General features: G+C 65.8%; 14 protein-coding genes and 2 tRNA genes. 5 read left to right on the top strand and 11 right to left on the bottom strand.

Going from position 1 to position 16959, the window contains the following annotated elements:
• Positions 1-38: 38 nt before the first annotated feature.
• On the top strand, positions 39-1571 hold the full coding sequence (locus C487_RS04760; RefSeq protein WP_083864493.1) for a (R)-citramalate synthase: 1533 nt from the start codon (positions 39-41) through the stop codon (positions 1569-1571).
• Between the two features lie 69 nt (positions 1572-1640).
• Here C487_RS04760 and C487_RS04755 read toward each other — a convergent pair whose 3' ends face one another.
• The 4 genes from C487_RS04755 to C487_RS04740 all read right to left on the bottom strand — a co-directional run bounded on the left by C487_RS04755 (position 1641) and on the right by C487_RS04740 (position 7856).
• Positions 1641-3293 (bottom strand): 4Fe-4S ferredoxin N-terminal domain-containing protein, encoded by a 1653-nt coding sequence (locus C487_RS04755; protein WP_006184550.1) that lies wholly within the window; start codon positions 3291-3293, stop codon positions 1641-1643.
• Positions 3294-3643: 350 nt separating this feature from the next.
• Positions 3644-3728, bottom strand: a tRNA-Ser gene (locus tag C487_RS04750).
• Between the two features lie 130 nt (positions 3729-3858).
• Positions 3859-6549 carry a phosphoenolpyruvate carboxylase gene (gene ppc, locus C487_RS04745; RefSeq protein WP_006184549.1) on the bottom strand — a complete coding sequence of 897 codons (2691 nt, stop codon included), beginning with the start codon at positions 6547-6549 and terminating at the stop codon, positions 3859-3861.
• 377 nt (positions 6550-6926) lie between these two features.
• Entirely contained in the window at positions 6927-7856 is a 930-nt protein-coding gene (locus C487_RS04740; RefSeq protein WP_006184548.1) for an NAD-dependent epimerase/dehydratase family protein, read from the bottom strand.
• 184 nt (positions 7857-8040) lie between these two features.
• Between C487_RS04740 and C487_RS04735 the strand changes: the two genes are divergently transcribed.
• Positions 8041-8493: a MaoC family dehydratase gene (locus C487_RS04735; RefSeq protein WP_049907943.1), complete on the top strand. Its 453-nt coding sequence runs from the start codon at positions 8041-8043 to the stop codon at positions 8491-8493.
• A 251-nt stretch (positions 8494-8744) separates the two neighbouring features.
• On the opposite strand, the gene C487_RS04730 is transcribed toward C487_RS04735, so the two are convergent.
• From C487_RS04730 to C487_RS04720, 3 genes are all read right to left on the bottom strand, one after another.
• Positions 8745-10004 carry a cytochrome D1 domain-containing protein gene (locus C487_RS04730; RefSeq protein WP_006184546.1) on the bottom strand — a complete coding sequence of 420 codons (1260 nt, stop codon included), beginning with the start codon at positions 10002-10004 and terminating at the stop codon, positions 8745-8747.
• 111 nt (positions 10005-10115) lie between these two features.
• The gene (locus tag C487_RS04725; protein ID WP_006184544.1) at positions 10116-10400 is read right to left on the bottom strand and encodes a sulfurtransferase TusA family protein; all 285 of its coding nucleotides are present in this window, start codon (positions 10398-10400) and stop codon (positions 10116-10118) included.
• Positions 10393-11376, bottom strand: a complete 984-nt coding sequence (locus C487_RS04720) for a hypothetical protein (protein ID WP_006184543.1) — start codon at positions 11374-11376, stop codon at positions 10393-10395. The genes C487_RS04725 and C487_RS04720 overlap by 8 nt, the downstream gene beginning before the upstream one ends.
• A gap of 167 nt (positions 11377-11543) precedes the next feature.
• Here C487_RS04720 and C487_RS04715 point away from each other — a divergent pair, with 167 nt between their 5' ends.
• Positions 11544-12455 carry a hypothetical protein gene (locus tag C487_RS04715; RefSeq protein ID WP_006184542.1) on the top strand — a complete coding sequence of 304 codons (912 nt, stop codon included), beginning with the start codon at positions 11544-11546 and terminating at the stop codon, positions 12453-12455.
• A gap of 46 nt (positions 12456-12501) precedes the next feature.
• Here the strand turns inward: C487_RS04715 and C487_RS04710 are convergent, their stop codons facing one another.
• Both C487_RS04710 and C487_RS04705 read right to left on the bottom strand, forming a co-directional pair.
• Entirely contained in the window at positions 12502-13110 is a 609-nt protein-coding gene (locus C487_RS04710) for a hypothetical protein (RefSeq protein ID WP_006184541.1), read from the bottom strand.
• 20 nt (positions 13111-13130) lie between these two features.
• Entirely contained in the window at positions 13131-13733 is a 603-nt protein-coding gene (locus tag C487_RS04705; RefSeq protein ID WP_006184540.1) for a hypothetical protein, read from the bottom strand.
• Positions 13734-13847: 114 nt separating this feature from the next.
• Here C487_RS04705 and C487_RS04700 point away from each other — a divergent pair, with 114 nt between their 5' ends.
• Positions 13848-14453, top strand: a complete 606-nt coding sequence (locus C487_RS04700; RefSeq protein ID WP_006184539.1) for a metal-dependent hydrolase — start codon at positions 13848-13850, stop codon at positions 14451-14453.
• 315 nt (positions 14454-14768) lie between these two features.
• Here the strand turns inward: C487_RS04700 and C487_RS04695 are convergent.
• Positions 14769-14843, bottom strand: a tRNA-Glu gene (locus C487_RS04695).
• A 118-nt stretch (positions 14844-14961) separates the two neighbouring features.
• Positions 14962-16179 carry a helix-turn-helix transcriptional regulator gene (locus C487_RS04690; RefSeq protein WP_006184538.1) on the bottom strand — a complete coding sequence of 406 codons (1218 nt, stop codon included), beginning with the start codon at positions 16177-16179 and terminating at the stop codon, positions 14962-14964.
• A gap of 187 nt (positions 16180-16366) precedes the next feature.
• On the opposite strand from C487_RS04690, the gene C487_RS04685 reads away from it, so the two are divergent.
• Positions 16367-16945: an MBL fold metallo-hydrolase gene (locus C487_RS04685; protein WP_006184537.1), complete on the top strand. Its 579-nt coding sequence runs from the start codon at positions 16367-16369 to the stop codon at positions 16943-16945.
• The last annotated feature ends 14 nt before the right edge of the window (positions 16946-16959 follow it).

The following is a 16959-nucleotide window of genomic DNA, read 5'->3' as shown; positions in this document are numbered from 1 at the left end:
CCGCCGAACGTAATCGCAGTCCCAGTACTGGACCACTCTTGCCTGTAACTCACTCCCCCGAACAGACGATCGCATCGGATCGAACAGTGCGCCTTCTCGACACGACGCTTCGCGACGGCGAACAAGCGCCGGGCGTCTCGCTCTCACCCGACGAGAAAGTCGACATCGCCCGATCGCTCGAGCGCGCCGGCGTCGCCGTCATCGAGGCCGGCAGCGCCTGTACGGGCGCAGGTGAGCGACAGGCGATCTCACGGGTGACCGATCTCGATCTCGACGCCCGCGTCACGAGTTTCTGTCGCGGGATGAAAGGCGACATCGACCTCGCGCTCGACTGTGACGTCGACGGGGTCCACATCGTCGTTCCCGCCAGCGACCGCCACGTCGAGGGCAAAGTCGGCACGTCCCGCGCTAACAACCTCGAGACGACTGCGGAGCTGGTCGCCTACGCCACCGATCACGACCTCTGGGTCGAGGTCATCGGCGAGGACGGCTCTCGCGCGGACCTCGACTATCTCGAGGGACTGGCCGAAACCGCCCTCGAAGCGGGTGCGAACCGCTTTTGTTTCGCCGACACCGTCGGTCACACCGGGCCGGAACACACCCACGAAGCGGTCTCCCGCCTCGCGGATCTCGGCCCGGTCAGCGCCCACACTCACGACGACCTCGGGCTGGGCGTCACGAACGCGCTCGCGGCCGTCTCTGCGGGTGCGGATCTCGTTCACTGTACGGTCAACGGGCTCGGGGAGCGCGCCGGCAACGTCGCCCTGGAGGAGGTTGCCATCGCGCTCTCACACGTCTACGACCTCGAGACGCTCGCACTCGAGGAACTGTACGATCTCGCACAGACAGTCTCGCGGGCGACGGGGGTTCAACTCGCGCCGAACAAGGCCGTCATCGGCGAGAACGCCTTCACTCACGAGAGCGGCATCCACACCGACGGCACGCTCAAAGACGACAAGATGTACGAGCCCTACGCGCCCGAGACCGTCGGGCGCGAGCGCCGACTCGCGCTGGGGAAACACACCGGCCGCGCGGGCGTCGCGGCGACGCTCGAGGAACACGGCGTCGACGCCGCCGACGACGAGATCGCCGAAATCGCGACCCGCGTGACCGAACTCGGCGACCGGGGTCGCCGGGTGACCGATGCCGATCTGCTCGCCATCGCCGAGGACGTCACCGGCGAGGATCGCGAGCGCGTCGTTGAACTGCTCGATCTCGCGGCCACCAGCGGCGGGGCCGTCCCGACCGCCAGCGTCCGACTCGATGTCGACGGCGAGGAGCGGGTCGCCAGCGGCACCGGGTCCGGGCCCGTCGACGCCGCCGTCTCCGCCGTCCGCGAGGCACTCGGCTCGATGGCCGATGCCGAACTCGAGTCCTACCACGTCGACGCGGTGACCGGCGGGACGGACGCCGTCGTCACCGTCGAAGTAACGATGGTTCGGGACGGCCGCTCGGTGACGGTCGCCCGCAGCGAGGCCGACATCACTCGCGCGAGCGTGACGGCGATGGTCGACGCACTCGATCGGCTGCTCGCTGCCGATCAGCAGCCGCTCACGCCCGCCGACGACTGATCGGCTCCGACCGCCGCTCGCTCGAGGCTCCGCCGTCGGCCGGCGTCGGAGTCCCGGCCGGTGGCGACCTCACGAGAAATCGAGGCCGACGGTCTGCTCGTCGAGGGCCTCCTGTCGCCTGTCGAGCATCCCGACATCCGCGTACGAGACCGGCCCGGGGACCTGATGCGCTTCGGGTCCGGGTTGGTGTCCGAGATAGGTGACGTTCGGGTTCGTTCCGATGTCCGCCAGAAGCTCGAACTGCGATTCCGGTGCGTCGACGTAGTCCCCGAAGAGCGTATCGGCGACCTCCTCCCGACTGGTAACCTCGATGTCCTGAGTCGGTCCCTCGAACCCCTCGACTGTCAGCCCGAGTTGCGTGAGCGCATCGTCGCTCTCGAGGTCGAGCCCGGTCGCTTCGATCGCGCTCACGACGTCCAGCACCGTCTGCTCCTTCTCTGGCAGGGTATCGCCCGGCGGCGCTTCCTCATCGTATTCCGTGTGGGTCAGCTCGATCCCCTTCGCGAGGGCGATCGTCTCGATGGTCAGGCCGTCGACGGCCTCGACAACGGCGTCGAGAGTCGGGTCGACTCCCGCAAGCGCCGATTCGATCGAATTCGGCGATGGCAACTCCGCGAACAGGTTGATGATCGTTCTGGCCCGGGCCGGATTCGCCTCGTATCGCTGTGGGTCACTCGCGGGATTGTTCTTGTCCCCGAACTGAATGACGTTCGGCGGACAGGCCTGCTCACAGGCGCTCGTGCCGATCAGTGCCTCGCCGGCATTGCCGTCCTGGCGAGCCGGATCGAAGACGCACTTCGACATGACACCGCGGGGAGCGCGACGACTGACCGGCCGGCCGCGCTTATCGTAAATGCCCTCCGAGTCGAGTTCCGACCGGTCGACGTTGGGGTCGTCCCACTGGAAGTAGTTGACGCCGTAAGGACAGGCCACCTGACAGTAGCGACAGCCGATACAGACCTCGTAATCGGTCAACACCAGCCCACCGTCGTCGCGCGTGTGGCGAGCCGTCGTCGGACACACCTTTTCACACGGTGCGTCGGTACAGTGCTGACAGGGTCGGACGAGATAATTGAACTCCTGAACGGCCGGATTGTCCGAGCACTCCCCGGGCTCGACATCGACGGTACCGGGGTCCGGAGACTCGACCTCGCCGTCCTCGTAGGCGAGCACGTACATCCAGTTCGCGCCTTCGTCCCAGTTGTGTTCCTGATTGCAGGCAGTCACGCAGGCGAGACACCCGTCACAGTGCTCGAGGTCGATCGTCATGCCCCACTGTGTCCCCTCGTCCGCGCCCTCGACTTCGCCCGCCGTTTCCTCGACGGACTGGGCCGGCTCTTGCTGCTCGACCGCACCCCACCCGAGACTCGCGAACCCCATCCCTGCCCCCGCCTTTTTGAGCATCTCCCGACGGGACTCGTCGCCACCGGCGAGGTCCACGAGCGTCGATCCGATCCCGCCGTCCTCGCCGTCCCCATCGTCCGGACCGGCGATCGGTCGTTCGTCCTCGCCGAACTCCGCCATCACGTCGTCGTGATACCGTTCATAGAACTCCGCCTCCGAGAGGTCCCCGCTCGTGACCCGCATGGCGTCCCGTCCCATTTCCATCCCGAGTTCCGCATCGTACTCCGTCTCCTCGAGCAGATCCTCGAGATCGTCCTGCCACGACTCGCCGAGCGGATGAAACACGTCCTCGTCCGGCGGTTCGTCGTCGGCGCTCATCGTCCCCACCGCGTTCGAGTTGCTGTCTCCGGAGTGGCGATCATTGTGGCTCCTGTCACCACACAATTCGAAGTATTCGCATAGAGACCCTGCTTGCGAGTGATGGGGTCCCGGACGCCGTCTCGATGGTCTCGCTGGCTCGCCGGACTGGGGACGAACGGACAGTACTGAACTGCTCCGTGCTACTCGATGGAGCGGCCGTGCACTCGAGGCTCGGCCGCCGCCGGGACGGCACCGCGCGTTGCCGGCCCGTTGTGACATGCACCCCTCGAGAGAACCCGTGTCGGATCGGACCACCGGCACTCGAGACGTACCGTCACGCGCCGCTCATCGGTTTGGTGCTGCAAAAGCGCCGAGAGGGAGATTTGAACTCCCGAGTCCGTGAGGACAGTAGATTTCGAATCTACCGCCTTGGCCGGGCTAGGCTATCTCGGCTCACTCTCACGTACCCGGGTGACCTTTTTACCGGTTTCGATTTTCTGTCCCCCTGTCATCGATTCGCTCACGATCGAAGCGGGGTCCGAGCCGCCCGAGTCGCGACGCCCGCCCCGCCGCGGCGAGTCGATTACCCCGTGTTCTTCATGCCGGCCGCGATTCCCTTGACCGTCAGTCGCAGGGTCCGCTCCTCGATGTCCGTCCGATGGGTGCGGTTGAGCAGGTAGACCTGCAGCATGTTCAGCGGGTCGACGTAGGGGTTCCGCCGCTCGAGGTTTTCGCCCAGCCAGTCGCGGGTATGGAGGGTATCGCGCTGGCCGATCTCGGTGATCAGATCGGTCGTTCGCTCGTACTCGCCGGCAACGCGGGGGAAGAACCGATCGCGAAGGTCGTCGGCCGCCATATCGGCGTACCGCTCGGCGATCTCGAGTTCGGTTCGCGACAGCGAGAGGGCGGCGTTGTCCAGCGTCGTCTGGAAGAACGGCCACTCGTCGTACATTTCCTGCAAGGTTTCCATCGAGCCACCGTCCTCGAGGTAGGCCTCGACGCCGGTCGCGATGGCGTACCAGCCGGGCAGGATACACCGCGATTGGGTCCAGGAGAACACCCACGGGATCGCCCGCAGGTCCTCGACGGTGCGCTCGCCCGATCTGGAGGCCGGCCGCGACCCCAGATCGAGGTCTTCGATGACCGTAATGGGGGTCGCCTGTTCGAAGTACTGGACGAACCCGTCGCTCTCGAGGAGGTCGCGATACTCCCGGCGGGCGGCGTCGGCCATGGTCTCCATGGCATCGATCCACTCCTCGTGGACCACCTCTTCGGGCTGGTCGATCGCCTGTTTGCGCGCCCGTAGCTGAGCGTTGAGCATCTGTTCGATGTTGCGCTCGGCGATGCGGGGGTTGGCGTACTTCTCGGCGATCGCTTCGCCCTGTTCGGTGAACTTGACCTGCCCCGTAACCGTCGAGTTCGGCAAGGCGAGGAGCGCCTCGTTCATCGGGCCGCCGCCCCGCGAGATCGAGCCGCCCCGGCCGTGGAACAGCCGCATGGTCACGTCGTGGTCGTCACAGATCTCGCCCAGCCGGCGCTGGTTTTTGTATAACGACCAGTTGGCCGCGAGGAAGCCGTTTTCCTTGTTCGAGTCCGAGTAGCCGAGCATGATCTCCTGGGTCCGGCCGCGAGCCTCGAGGGCCTGCGCGTAGGCCTCGTTCTCGAACAGCGACCCCATAATCCGCCGCGCCCCCGAGAGCGCGTACTCGGTCTCCAAAAGCGGGACGATGTCGATGCCGGCGTGCTCGGGGAGGGAGACGACGCCGGCCTGATCGGCCAGGAACAGCACTTCGAGGACGTGGCTCGGCTCCTCGGTCATCGAGATGCAGTAGGTGTCGATGGCGTTGACACCGTATTCGGTCTGCCAGTCCGCGAGACTATCGAACAGCCGGAGGACCCGTGCCGAGTCGTCCGAGAGTTCGTCAGTGTCGCCCAGATCGATCACCGGCTCGTCCTGTAACACGGCGTCGGTCAGGAACTCGACGCGGTCGTCCTCCGACAGGCCGTGATAGTCGATCCCTTCGGCTTCGAGGGCGTCCGCGATGGCGTCGGTGTGTTTCGCCTGATGCTCGCGCAGATCGAGACTGGCAAGCGAGAAGCCGAACGTGGCGACCTGCCGGCGGATGGGGTCGACATGGGCGTCCACGACGCTCTCGGCCCCGTTGTTGCGCAAACTCGTCGCGATGACCTCGAGGTCCGCGAGGAGATCGTCGACGTCGTCGTAACCGCCCGGGCGGACATCGCCCACACGGCGGAGTCGCTCCCGCATGAGTTTGAGCTTCTGGCGGTATGGCTCGCCGGGGTAGCGCTCTTCGGCCGTGCGAGCGCTACCGGGGAGCCGGTCCCGATCGCGCTCGAGGGAGGCCTGGAACTCGGAGCCGGCGTCGATCCGACTCCCGTCCTGGCTCAGCACTCCGGAGAGGCGCTTGAGCTGGGTGCGGTACTGCGCCAAGATGACCGAGCGCTGGCGCTCGAGGGTGTTGGCGGTCACCTCGGGGGTCACGTAGGGGTTGCCGTCGCGGTCGCTGCCCGCCCACGAACGGAACTCGAAGAGCTTCGGGATTTCGATGTCGCCGGGGATTTCCGCGTCGATCGCGTCGTCGAGTTCGTCGTAGACCTCGCCGACAACCTCGAACAACGTGTTTTCGAGGTACCACTGGACGTTTCGGGCCTCGTCTTCGGGCTCGGGCTGGCGATTGCGGACCTGCGGCGTCTGCCAGAGGCTCGTGACCTCCGCGTCGATGTCCCGCCAGAGTTGGCGCTCCTCCTTGTCGGTCAGTAGCCGCTCGTCTAAGGTCTCGAGAGACGTCGAAATATCCCTGAGTTTGGATTTGACGGTCTTCCGACGAGCCTCGGTCGGGTGGGCGGTGAACGTCGGTTCGATGAGGACGTCCGCCAGCACTTGCTGGACGGTCTCGATGTCGGCATCGCCGAGTTCCTCGGCCGCGGTCTCGAGGCTGTCGTCGAGGGTTCCTTCGTGGGATTCAGTACGGATCGTGCGAACCCGTTCGCGCTCCTCGGCGAGGTTGATCAGTTCGAAATAGGTCGTGAACGCACGAGCGACGATCCGCTGTTGATGCGGCGAGAGCCCCTCCAGTTCCGTGACGAGGGAGTCCCGCGACTCGCGGTCCCCCGATCGGTACTCGATCGCGGCCTGGCGACTGGATTCGACAGTCTCGAACGATCTGCGGGACGTCTGCTCCTCGAGGACGGTCCCGAGCAACGCACCGAGCTCGCGAACGTCTTGTCGGACGTCCCTGTTGTGAAGTCGCATATGGTGTGGATGTCCGTGACGTGGTAAAAACCCCTCGCAGGAGCAGGACCCCACTCATACATCGTTTTCCGTGATAGTTACTGGTGGCGATACTCGGTTTGCGGGTGGCCGTCGCTATCCGTTCGATCGTCGCCTCGGGCGCTATCGGTTCCGTAACTAGACCGCGGATATTTACTACGAATATAAATTATTTCTGCAGCCAGTGGCGTTCGGGTGGACCACACGAACGGTACCGGTATTCAATTTCGAACGGCGGCCAGTCAGCGGTGCCGGATTATCTCACCGGTCAAACGCTCGGACGGAAGTCGGCCGTGTCGGATCGTCGACGGCGACCCCGATCGGTCCCGGTCGACCGTCCGGGCAACCAGCGCGGTGGCTCACCCGTCCGTATACTGTGAACAGACCCGCCGGATTCCTTCCTCGAAGTCGATCCGTGGTTCCCAACCCACTTCGTCGCGAATCTTCGAGGCGTCGGCACAGGTGTCGTGGACGTAGACCGAATCGGGAATCGGGTTCTCGACGTATTCGGGTTGGATATCGGTTCCGAGTTCGTCGTTTATCATCTCGACGACCGTGTTGAAGTCGTACGCCTCCCCCGTCCCGAGGTTATAGATGCCGTCGAGTTCGTTCGCCGCAGCCCGCTCGAGTCCCCGAACGATGTCGGAGACGTGCGTGAAGTCCCGCGTCTGGGTGCCGTCGCCGTAGAGGACGGGCGACTCGCCGGCGGCGATGTCGTCGGCGAACTGCGCGATCACGTTGGCGTACTCGCCCTTGTGTTCCTCGGCACCGCCGTATCCCTGATAGACCGAAAAGAAGCGCAACCCGGCCATCGACATGTCGTAGTGATTCGAGAAGTACTCGCCGTAGCGTTCTCGGGCCAGTTTCGAGGCCTCGTAGCCCGTGTTCACGTGCACGTCCATGTCCTCCGGCGACGGCTCGGTCCGGCTGCCGTAGATCGACGACGTCGAGGCGTAGACGACCGTCTCACAGCCGTCCTGACGAGCCTGTTCGACCACGTTGACGAACCCCTCGACGTTCACCCTGGCACCGGTCGTCGGGTCCTCCTCGTGCATCGCATAGGACGACAGCGCAGCCAGGTGGAACACCACGTCGACGGCCGTCGGCAGGTCGTCGTCGAGGACGGTCGCATCCACGAATTCGACCTCGTCGGACAGGTTCTCCGGAGTTCCCAGATAACAGTCGTCGACGACGGTCACGTCGTTGTCCTCGGCGAGATGGTTTGCCAGATTCGATCCGATAAATCCCGCGCCTCCGGTGACGAGGACGGATTGTGCCTCGAGAGCCATATCGGAGAAGTCATTCGACGGGCAATAGATGTTGGGAAAGGCCGAGGGGACGACGGTCGATCGCGCCACGACCGGATACTGGCGGATTCTCGAGCGTCTCCGGAATCCCACGGCCGATCCGGTCCCACCGTCCGGGCTGCCTCGTCCCACAGCCTCTTGTCACCGCATGACACACATCACAGTCATGCGCTACTACGAGGATATCGACATCGGGGACACACACGAATTCGGTTCGTATCACGTCACGAAAGCGGAGATCATCGAGTTCGCGGAGCAGTACGACCCGCAGCCGTTCCACACGGACGAGGCGGCCGCCGAGGACTCCGCGTTCGGCGAACTGGTCGCGTCGGGCTGGCATACCGCCGCCATGTGCATGCGGCTGCTCGTCGACGGACCGCTCCAAAACCGGGCCAGCATGGGTGCCCGCGGTGTCGACGAACTTCGGTGGAAACGGCCAGTCAGACCGGGCGATACGCTCTCGATCCGCAGCGAAGTGGTCGACAAGCGCGTCTCCGAAAGCGATCCCGAGCGCGGCTACGTCGACAGTCTTCTCGAGGGGATCACCCAGGACGGCGACGTCGTCATCTCGTGGATCGGGCTCGGCATGATCGCGCGTCGAAATTCGACCGAAGGGTGAACTGTCATGGCGCGCGTCGCGGCTCGAAGCGAGACCGGGTCCGGCGAGGGGTGCGATCCGTTCGCGGACACCGACGCGGGTGATACCCACGTCTTCCGGGGGATGGACACCGCCCTAAGCGGCTTTCGAGTGGCGCGAGACAGCCACAGTCACTGCACACCTGCTCACGCGCGACCATACCGAGCGGTATCGAACCGGGACGGTCGAGACGTGCGCTTCCGACAGGGGACCAAGTGGCCGTCGGCATCCGGTCACGGCTCGGTCGCCCGATCGCCGAGAAAGGTTCCGGTCGGCGTTTCCACGCCATCGATTGCGGCGGTCAACGCTCCCGTCGAGCTATCGAAGACGAGTAGCGTCCCCGCGTCCCAGCAACTCACGTAGACGTGATCCCCGTCTCGGGTGAACTCCGGGTGAAGTGACCGCCCGTCAGCCCACTCGGTCGTGTCGATGACCGTCGAGACGACGAGTTCGTCCGGATCGATCTGGTAGATGACCCCGTCGTTGTCCCTGTCGGTGTCGTCGAAGATGACATCGCCCCAGACGTACTCGCTGTCGGGATGTGCCGTACAGAACATGCCGTGGCCCGGAATCCGGATGTCGGCGATCGGCTCCCCGGTCTCGAGGTCCCACGCCGTTACGGCGTCGGTCATCACCGTGCCCGTAATCCCGAGCCCGCGCCGCTCGTCGAGCGCGCCGGGGCTGGGATGGGGTGGTCCGGCGGTCGGGACTCGACCGACGACCTCCCGCTGCCGAACGTCGAGAACGTAGAGGCAGTCCTCGGCCTGCGAGGCGAGATAGAAGTAGCGGTCGTCCGGCGAGAACACGCCATCGTGGAGGACCCGACCGACATCGATCTCGTCGACGATCGGGAACTCGGGATCATCGTACTCGACGAACCAGACCGTCCCCGCATCCTTCAACACGAGCAGAAAACAGCGTTCCCCCGGTACGTCACGGACGGTACAGATCCGCGAGGCGATCGACTGCCCGTCGGGATCGACCGCGTGGGCCGGGATTCGATGCAGCGGCTCGAGCGTGTCCGCATCGAGGATGACGGCGTGGTTGGGATTGTAGTAGCCTGCGATGAGGAATGCCGAATCCGACGAGATCGTGATCGCCCGCCCCGACGTGCCGGCACGGATCCGCCCGACCAGTTCGCCGCCGAAGAGATCGAGCTTGCTCACCCACCCCTGCCGCGACTGGACGTACGCGTACGCGCCCTCGCGAGCGTTCTCGGGCAGCTGACGGTGGAAGACGATCGAGTGGGGCGCTCGGCCCACCCCGTCGACGCGGCCGACGCGCTCGTGGCGGGTGGTATCGACCAGCGAAACCGATCCCGGCCGTCGCTCCGCGACGACCAGGAGGTCTCGCAGATCGGTGACGCCGTGGCGGGGCGCGGCCGGCAGCGTACGCTCCTCCAATCGCATCTCGCGGGAATCGGCGATTTCCTCGAGTCCCATCTCGTGAAACGACGGTGGTCTGACCGTACTGGCGGCGAGTTGATCGCTCATCGGTCTCTGCGTACCGTTTTGGCTTCGTTCGAAAATACACGGCCGCGAATACGTTCGGGCGGTCACTACCGGGCCGAGGAACCGGCCGGCGAGAGCGAGTCGGTCACCGATCTATTCCTCCCCGATTTCGAGGTATGTCGTGTACTCCGTCCGAAGCAGCCCGCTCCGGTCCGTTTCGATCGCGAGCAGATCGTGGTCGGTCTGGGCCGCCAACTGCGTATACTCGCCTTTCGCCCGCCGATCCGTGCTCCGAACGCGCAGTATCGCGCCGTCCTCCAAGTCCTCGAGCGCGCGCTGGACGCGAGCGATCCCACTCGCACAACCCGTGCCACGGTTGTCGACTGTCATATCGGGGTCGACATCGGGTGCCGTCTCGGGGACCGCCCCCTCAGTCATCGGCGTTCTCCTCCGCCGGCGCGGCCGGCGGCTCGCCCTCCCCGATCCCCTCGAGATCACAGACGCCGTCGATGGGCGAGCAGGCCCGCCACATCGGACAGAGCGTGAAGATGACGGCCAGCAGTCCGATGATGCCGACCTTGGCGAGGACGGCGATCCCGATCGGCGCGGCGACGTAGGTCTCGAGCCGAACGCCGAAGCCCGTGACGGCCTGAACGAGTCCCGTCAGGAACAACAGCGGGATGATGAACCGCACCGCCCAGCGGAACCGCTCGAGTTGCTCGCCGGCGGCTCGCGCGACGGCGGCCGTCGGCTGCTGGTGGCCCGTGGGGACGGCGACGAAGATGTTCCAGACGGCCCCGCCGATCCACGCGACGAACGCGAGGAGGTGGATCGTTCGGACGGCCGCCGCGGTCGGGCCCAACCCGCGGAGGCTCACCTCTGCGAGGCCCGTTCCCACCACGGCCGCAAGCGCCAGCGCCAGCGCGAGGAGGCCGGCCGGTCGCCGGAACTGTTCGTCGACGGGGTCGGTCCCTCGCGTCGTCACGACGAGGGTGCCGAACCACGCCGCGAGCAGAACGCCGAGGCCGACGACGAGCGGGCCGCGTCCGAGTCTCGCAGCGTACGCCGCGAGAACGACCGGACCGGTCACCGCGAGGACCGCGACGGCTCCGGTCGCGATCTCGTCGAAGCGCGCGTACATCTCCGCACAGTAGTCGCCGGCATCCGTCCCGAGGTCCCGTGGCCGAACGAAGCAGTGTTTCCAGACGAGTCCGCCGGTGAGGATCCCCAGTGCGACGAAGTAAAGCCACTTGGCGAGCGTGACGGCCGCCGATTGGCCCCCGAGCCGTCCGCTCACCCACGTCCCGGCCAGCGAGCCCGCCAGGATCACGACGAGCGCGACCTTCGGCAGCACGTACTTATCGAAGAGATCCGTCGCGGCGGTCGTCCGCATCGTCCCCGGTGAGTCGGCCATCGAGTAGTCACCTACCCAGCCATCGTGGCTCACCGACGCTAAGTTCGGTCACGGACATATTCGCATCCCGATTCACGGCGGCCGCTTGAGAGCGGTCGGTGCGGGCTCCCGAACATCTCCGGAGACAGCGTTTGGGACGTGTCCGCGGAAGTCTCACCCAACGTCCGATGAGCGAGACACCGACGGCGGCGGACCGACCGACGACAGTCCGGTGGGAGCGGTCACCGCACGGCGAGTTCCCCGCGCCGATCATCGCCCGACTCCCCTACGCCGAACTCAAACTCGAGCACCCCGATCTCGAGCCGACCGGCTACGGCGAGTCGTTCTTCCCGGACGCCGTGCCGTACGCGTCCGGCGACACGCATCGGATCTTTTACTGGCGGTCGGCGCTGCGGGATGGAACCGGTGACCGCGGGCCGCCGGCGACCTGGGAGGGGATCTGTGCGACGCCGGCGACGCTCGGGGTCGTCCCGACGGCCGAGTCGAACGCGTTCGACCTCGTTTCCTCTCGGGACGATGCGACGGTAGTCACAGTCGATGCAACGATCGCCGGCGAGTCGACGACCGCACTCCTCGAGTCGTACGCCGCTCCGACCGTTCGCGTCCTCGAGCGAAGCGAATCGCGCCTTCGACTGGTCGCCGAGGGGACCGAATACGCCGTTCGAACGGGAACACGACGCCGGATTTCGCTCGCCGAGCGGACGGTCGAACGGGCCGACGGTGGCGACGGAGCGACGACGACCACGCCCGAACTCGTCGTGCGAGTTCCCGGCGAGCGGGAACTACATCACCCGGCCCTCGGAGCCGACTATCGGCTGTTCCCGTCTTTCGGGGTGGACCTCGAGACCGTGCCGAATCCCCTTCCCGTACCGACGACGAACGGCGAACTCGACCACGAGGCGCTCGCGGAGTCGCTTTCGCTCGACCTGTCGGCACGTCCCTATCCCGAACGCGTCCTCTGGCAGGCGATCGCCACCACCGCGTTCGACCCCCACGCCCGCTCCGAGACCGTCCCCCGTCTCTGCCAGTTCCCGACGGGACACGTCGGGCTCTCGGTCGATCGGGATGGCGGCGAGTAACCGGCCGGCGAGCGGCCACCGTCTCGAGGGGGGTGCCGGCGGGTGGTCAGAGGTCTGCCGAGAGCAGTCGCTCTCTGACCGTCTCGGCGACGCCGGTCAGGTGAGCCTGTCCGAACATCGCGACGAGAAGCGCGCCGAGCGTATTGAACATGAGATCGCGGACGGTGTCGTCGAGACCATGCTGGGCCAGCGGCATCGTGAGCCCGGTTTCCGCGGCGACGCGGTCGAGCCCGAACTCGAACAGTTCCCAGCCGACGCCGAAGGCCATTACGACCACGAAGATGTAGACGAACGCGATCCGACGCGGGACGTGGATGTCCGCGACGTGCAGGTCGATCGCTCGAGCGGTCGTATAGCCGATGCCGGCGATCAGCGAAGCCGACAGCGCGTGCGTGAGATGGTCCCACCAGCCGATACGGCCGTACAGGCCCGCCGACCCGAGCGTATGGAGAAACACGGCGGACGTAACCCACAGGGCGAGCCACGGATCGAGCGGCAGGTCGTAGTTCCGTTCCAGCAACGCCGGCAGGAACGTGATCAGGAGTCCGATGCCGCCGTTGAAGACCGCTTTCGGCTGGCCCGCGAGGATGCCATAGGCGACGAGTCCGACGAGAACGAGTTGCAGCACTCGCGTGAGCCGTCGCTGGGCTCGCATCGAGGGCCGCGGGAGACGACTCATCGACGCACCACCCGTCTGAGCGCACGCCGGAGTTGTCGATCGCGCCGTCTGAAGTACGCGTCGAACAACACGCCGGCGGCCAATCCGGCGACGGTCACCGAGAGCCACTCAGTCATTAGCGCCTCGTTCGTCGAGAGATAGGACGTACCGAACACGCGATCCAGGTTCCATCGCAGCATGGTCCACGCCGCGACCGACGCCAACGTCGTCAACACGACGAACGTGATAGCGAACCAGTGGGTCACCTGCAGCGACGTGAACATGTGGAGTTCGACCGTGATGAGCAACGCCAGCCCCGCGACCGCGAGATAGGCCGCAAACGTGCCGACGCTGCCCCCGAACAGTCCCCGAACGAGGATGGGCAACGTCGCGAGGACGAGGAGTTCCCAGGGCAACATGACGCGCCATGCTCCGGCGGCGATGGGCGGAATCAGGACGACCGTGCCGACGCCGGCGACGAAGATGAGCCACTGGCGGTCGAAATCGAGCGCGCTTTCGACGAACACCATCGCGAGGACCCCGACCACCAGCCACGCGAGGAAGGCGTTTGCCCGACCGCTTCGAAACAGCCGTTCGAACGCGTCCTTCGCCGCGTCCACAGTCGGGTCCGAAGGAGCACCGCTGCCGTTCCTCGGCATGTGCAGGGCCGACACACTATCGGTCCATAAACCCGCCGGTGGGCTTATCTCGCTGACTCCCCTTCGAACTGATACATGATGCTCCCGACACACGCGCTGCTGGGACTGGCTATCGCAGCGCCGCTCGTCGTCGTCGCCCCGGAGCTCGCACCGGCGGCGCTCGTCGGCGGGTTCCTCGGCAGCGTGTTGCCGGACCTGGACCTCTACGCGGGCCACCGGCGGACGCTCCACTATCCGACGCTGTACGTCGTCGCTGCCGTCCCGGTCGTGATCGCGGCACTCCTCGTCGCGACCCCGTGGCTTGTCGCCGCCGCCTTCCTGTTTGCCGGTGCCGCACTCCACTCTCGAATGGACCGGTACGGTGGCGGCCTCGAGCTTCGGCCGTGGGAAGGGACCTCCGATCGGGCGGTGTACGACCACGTCAGGGACCGCTGGCGGGCACCGAAACGCTGGATTCGCTACGACGGCGCACCGGAAGACGTGGTCCTTTCGCTGGCCGTCGGTGCCCCGCTCTGGATCGTCCTCGAGGGGCCATTCCGCTGGCTCGTCGGTCTCGGCGTGCTGGTCGGCGGGGTGTACGGCCTCCTTCGGCGACAGCTGGCGACTCTCGCCCCGGTCGTGTTCGGGTCCGTCCCCGAGCCGGTCGTGGAGTACGTGCCGAGTCGATACAAACACGACTGACGCCGCGGCCGGACAGACGAGTCGGGTATCGGCGAGACGAGCGACCGGCGTTCGGTTCGCTACGGAATAGGCGACCGATCCGAACCCGTACTCGTGACTGGGCGAACAGTGTGGAGCGTGCTTCTCTCACCGCCCCGTTCGTCGCTGCTCTCGAATGTAGTGGGGACGATACCGCCGGAACCAGGGCCACGACCGTGTCCGGGAAGTCACCGTTCGAACCGACAGCGGAGACGAGGGGAGTCCGGATGCTCGTCACTCGCTGGGACACGGATTACCGACGCTGTGTCGGATTCAACTCGACGAAAGAAGTGGGAGTGCTCCGACTGGGATTCGAACCCAGGTCATTGCCGTGAGAGGGCAATATGATTGGCCGGACTACACCATCGGAGCGGGCTTCGTCTTCACTCCATCGTAGCGCAGTACGATGTTTAAGCATTCCGTTTCGATCCAGGGGTGTCGCACGGTCCCACGCGATCACGTGCCGGCGACTCACCGCCGACGGTCGCCGCTATTCCTCGAAGGGCGATTTCGTCGCTTCGGGCTCGAAGCCCTCGAGGCTGATGATGTTTTCACGGCCGACGCGGAGTTTACTGATCGTTCCCTCGTCCTCCATGTCCGAGAGGAGCATGCTGACCTTGGATTTCGACCAGCCGGTCTCTTCGACGATGTTGACCTGCTTCATTCGGCCGCCGTTCTCCCGAATGAGCGCGACGACGCGATCCTCGTCGGTCATGAGTTCTTCTTCGGAGAGAGCGGCCCCGGCGTCAGCCGAGTCGGCCGCCCCGTCGCCCGTGCTCGAGTCGCCGGCAATATTGGGTTCCGGCGTCCGCTCGGCCGAGCGGTCGGTCACAGTGTCGGCAGGGGTATCGCCGGTTCCGGGCCCGTAGCGGCGGTACCAGACGGCGGCCGCGATGCCGACGCCGACGACGAGGAGGGCGGCGAGATACCAGCCGCGGTCACCGCTCATCGCACCGACCGGTCCCTGTTCGTCGCTCCCGACGGCACCGCTGGTCGAACTGGTCAACTCCGCACGCGGGCGGCCATCGTCGAACTGCTGTTCGCCGCTCCACTCGACCGAGGTCGCGGTCTCGAGCGAACCGCCGTCGTACTGGCCGTCGGGGTCGGGGCTGACGGACCGGAACCGGAGATCACCGCCCGCCTCGAGTTCAATCGACTGATCGGGGGCCAGATAGAGACCCCGAAAGACGTCGCCGACGATGATCGTCTCGCCGTCGACGGCGGCGAAGTTCGTCCACGTGAACGACATTTCGACGACGCCGCGCGGATTGATCCGTCCTTCGTCGACCCGGATGGACCGATCGAAGTTCGTCGCAGCCATCTCCCGACCGGTCTTCTGCGAGCCGGCCGCGGCCAACTCACGCGATTGATTGATAAACGCCTCGTACCGTCCGGTCTCGTTGGCCTCGAACGACTCGGCGAACGCCCTGAAGTTCCGTTCGGCCTCGGTCGCGTTCTCCTCGTTGGCGAACAGCCGTTCGTGACGGAACGTCCACGTCGCGCTGCCGTTCTCGTACACCGTGATATCGAAGGTCGTGTCGTCCCAGTCTCGTTCCTGTGAGACGAACGGGGCCGGGTCCGCGGGAGCGGGCTCCGAGGGTGACTGGGGAGCGATCCCGGCGGCCGTTAGTACAACCGACCCGCTGGCGCCGGCAACGGACGCGAGGATGATGAGAGCGACGAGTCCGACGGAAACCGGCCGATTCATTCGTCTCCCACTACGTGCCGCAGCTAAAAATCCTTGTGAATACACGGATCAGATCGTTTGACTTCCAAACCACGCCATAACTCCCTCCTTAGCCACTCTAAGGCCCATTTCGACGCACCCGGGCCGCGTTCGGCGATCGACGCGCCGTGTCGATACCCACAAACCCGACGACCGCGTACCGGGTCACATGATCTCAAACATCGCGCAGGGCGTGCAGGCGTTTACCAGCAACGTCTTTCTGGTGAGCGGGGACCGACCCGTGCTCGTCGATGCGGGCGCGAACTTCGACGTCGTCGATGCCGTCCGCGCCCGCGTCGACGACCTCGAGGCAGTGCTCCTTACGCACACGCACCGCGACCACGTCGGCAACCTCGCCGCGGTGAAAGACGCCTTCGACGTCGATGCGTGGGGGTACGATACCTCGATCGAGGGCGTCGACCACCCCATCGCGGACGAGGACACGGTCCGGTTGGGTGACGACGAGTACGTCGCGCTCCACACCCCCGGACACAAGAACGACCACCTCTGTTTCTACTCGGAGCCGGCGAGCGTGCTGTTCGCGGGTGATCTCGTCTTCCAGAACGGCAGTTTCGGACGCACCGATCTCGAGGAAGGCGATCGCGAGACCCTGATCGAGAGTATCGACCGCGTCCTCGAGCGAATCGACCCCGATCTCGCGGCACTACACACCGGTCACGGCCCGAGCGTGACGACGGAGCCCTACGAGCACGTCGAACTGTCGGCCCGGATGGCACGGCAGGCCTGAGTCCGGGTCCAGAG

This window comes from Natrinema pallidum DSM 3751, from assembly GCF_000337615.1.
GTDB classification, from domain to species: Archaea; Halobacteriota; Halobacteria; order Halobacteriales; family Natrialbaceae; genus Natrinema; species Natrinema pallidum.
Note: the sequence above shows the minus strand (reverse complement) of the source record. Positions and strands in the feature narration are given on the sequence as shown.

What these genes read in the sequence shown, in the direction of transcription:
- C487_RS04700 (WP_006184539.1), top strand. Translation starts at nt 13,848, where the DNA reads ATGATGCTCCCGACACACGCGCTGCTGGGACTGGCTATCGCAGCGCCG.
- ppc (WP_006184549.1), bottom strand. Translation starts at nt 6,549, where the DNA reads ATGCGACTTCACAACAGGGACGTCCGACAAGACGTTCGCGAGCTCGGT.
- C487_RS04685 (WP_006184537.1), top strand. Translation starts at nt 16,367, where the DNA reads ATGATCTCAAACATCGCGCAGGGCGTGCAGGCGTTTACCAGCAACGTC.
- C487_RS04730 (WP_006184546.1), bottom strand. Translation starts at nt 10,004, where the DNA reads ATGAGCGATCAACTCGCCGCCAGTACGGTCAGACCACCGTCGTTTCAC.
- C487_RS04725 (WP_006184544.1), bottom strand. Translation starts at nt 10,400, where the DNA reads ATGACTGAGGGGGCGGTCCCCGAGACGGCACCCGATGTCGACCCCGAT.
- C487_RS04710 (WP_006184541.1), bottom strand. Translation starts at nt 13,110, where the DNA reads ATGCGAGCCCAGCGACGGCTCACGCGAGTGCTGCAACTCGTTCTCGTC.
- C487_RS04690 (WP_006184538.1), bottom strand. Translation starts at nt 16,179, where the DNA reads ATGAATCGGCCGGTTTCCGTCGGACTCGTCGCTCTCATCATCCTCGCG.
- C487_RS04720 (WP_006184543.1), bottom strand. Translation starts at nt 11,376, where the DNA reads ATGGCCGACTCACCGGGGACGATGCGGACGACCGCCGCGACGGATCTC.
- C487_RS04755 (WP_006184550.1), bottom strand. Translation starts at nt 3,293, where the DNA reads ATGAGCGCCGACGACGAACCGCCGGACGAGGACGTGTTTCATCCGCTC.
- C487_RS04740 (WP_006184548.1), bottom strand. Translation starts at nt 7,856, where the DNA reads ATGGCTCTCGAGGCACAATCCGTCCTCGTCACCGGAGGCGCGGGATTT.
- C487_RS04715 (WP_006184542.1), top strand. Translation starts at nt 11,544, where the DNA reads ATGAGCGAGACACCGACGGCGGCGGACCGACCGACGACAGTCCGGTGG.
- C487_RS04735 (WP_049907943.1), top strand. Translation starts at nt 8,041, where the DNA reads ATGCGCTACTACGAGGATATCGACATCGGGGACACACACGAATTCGGT.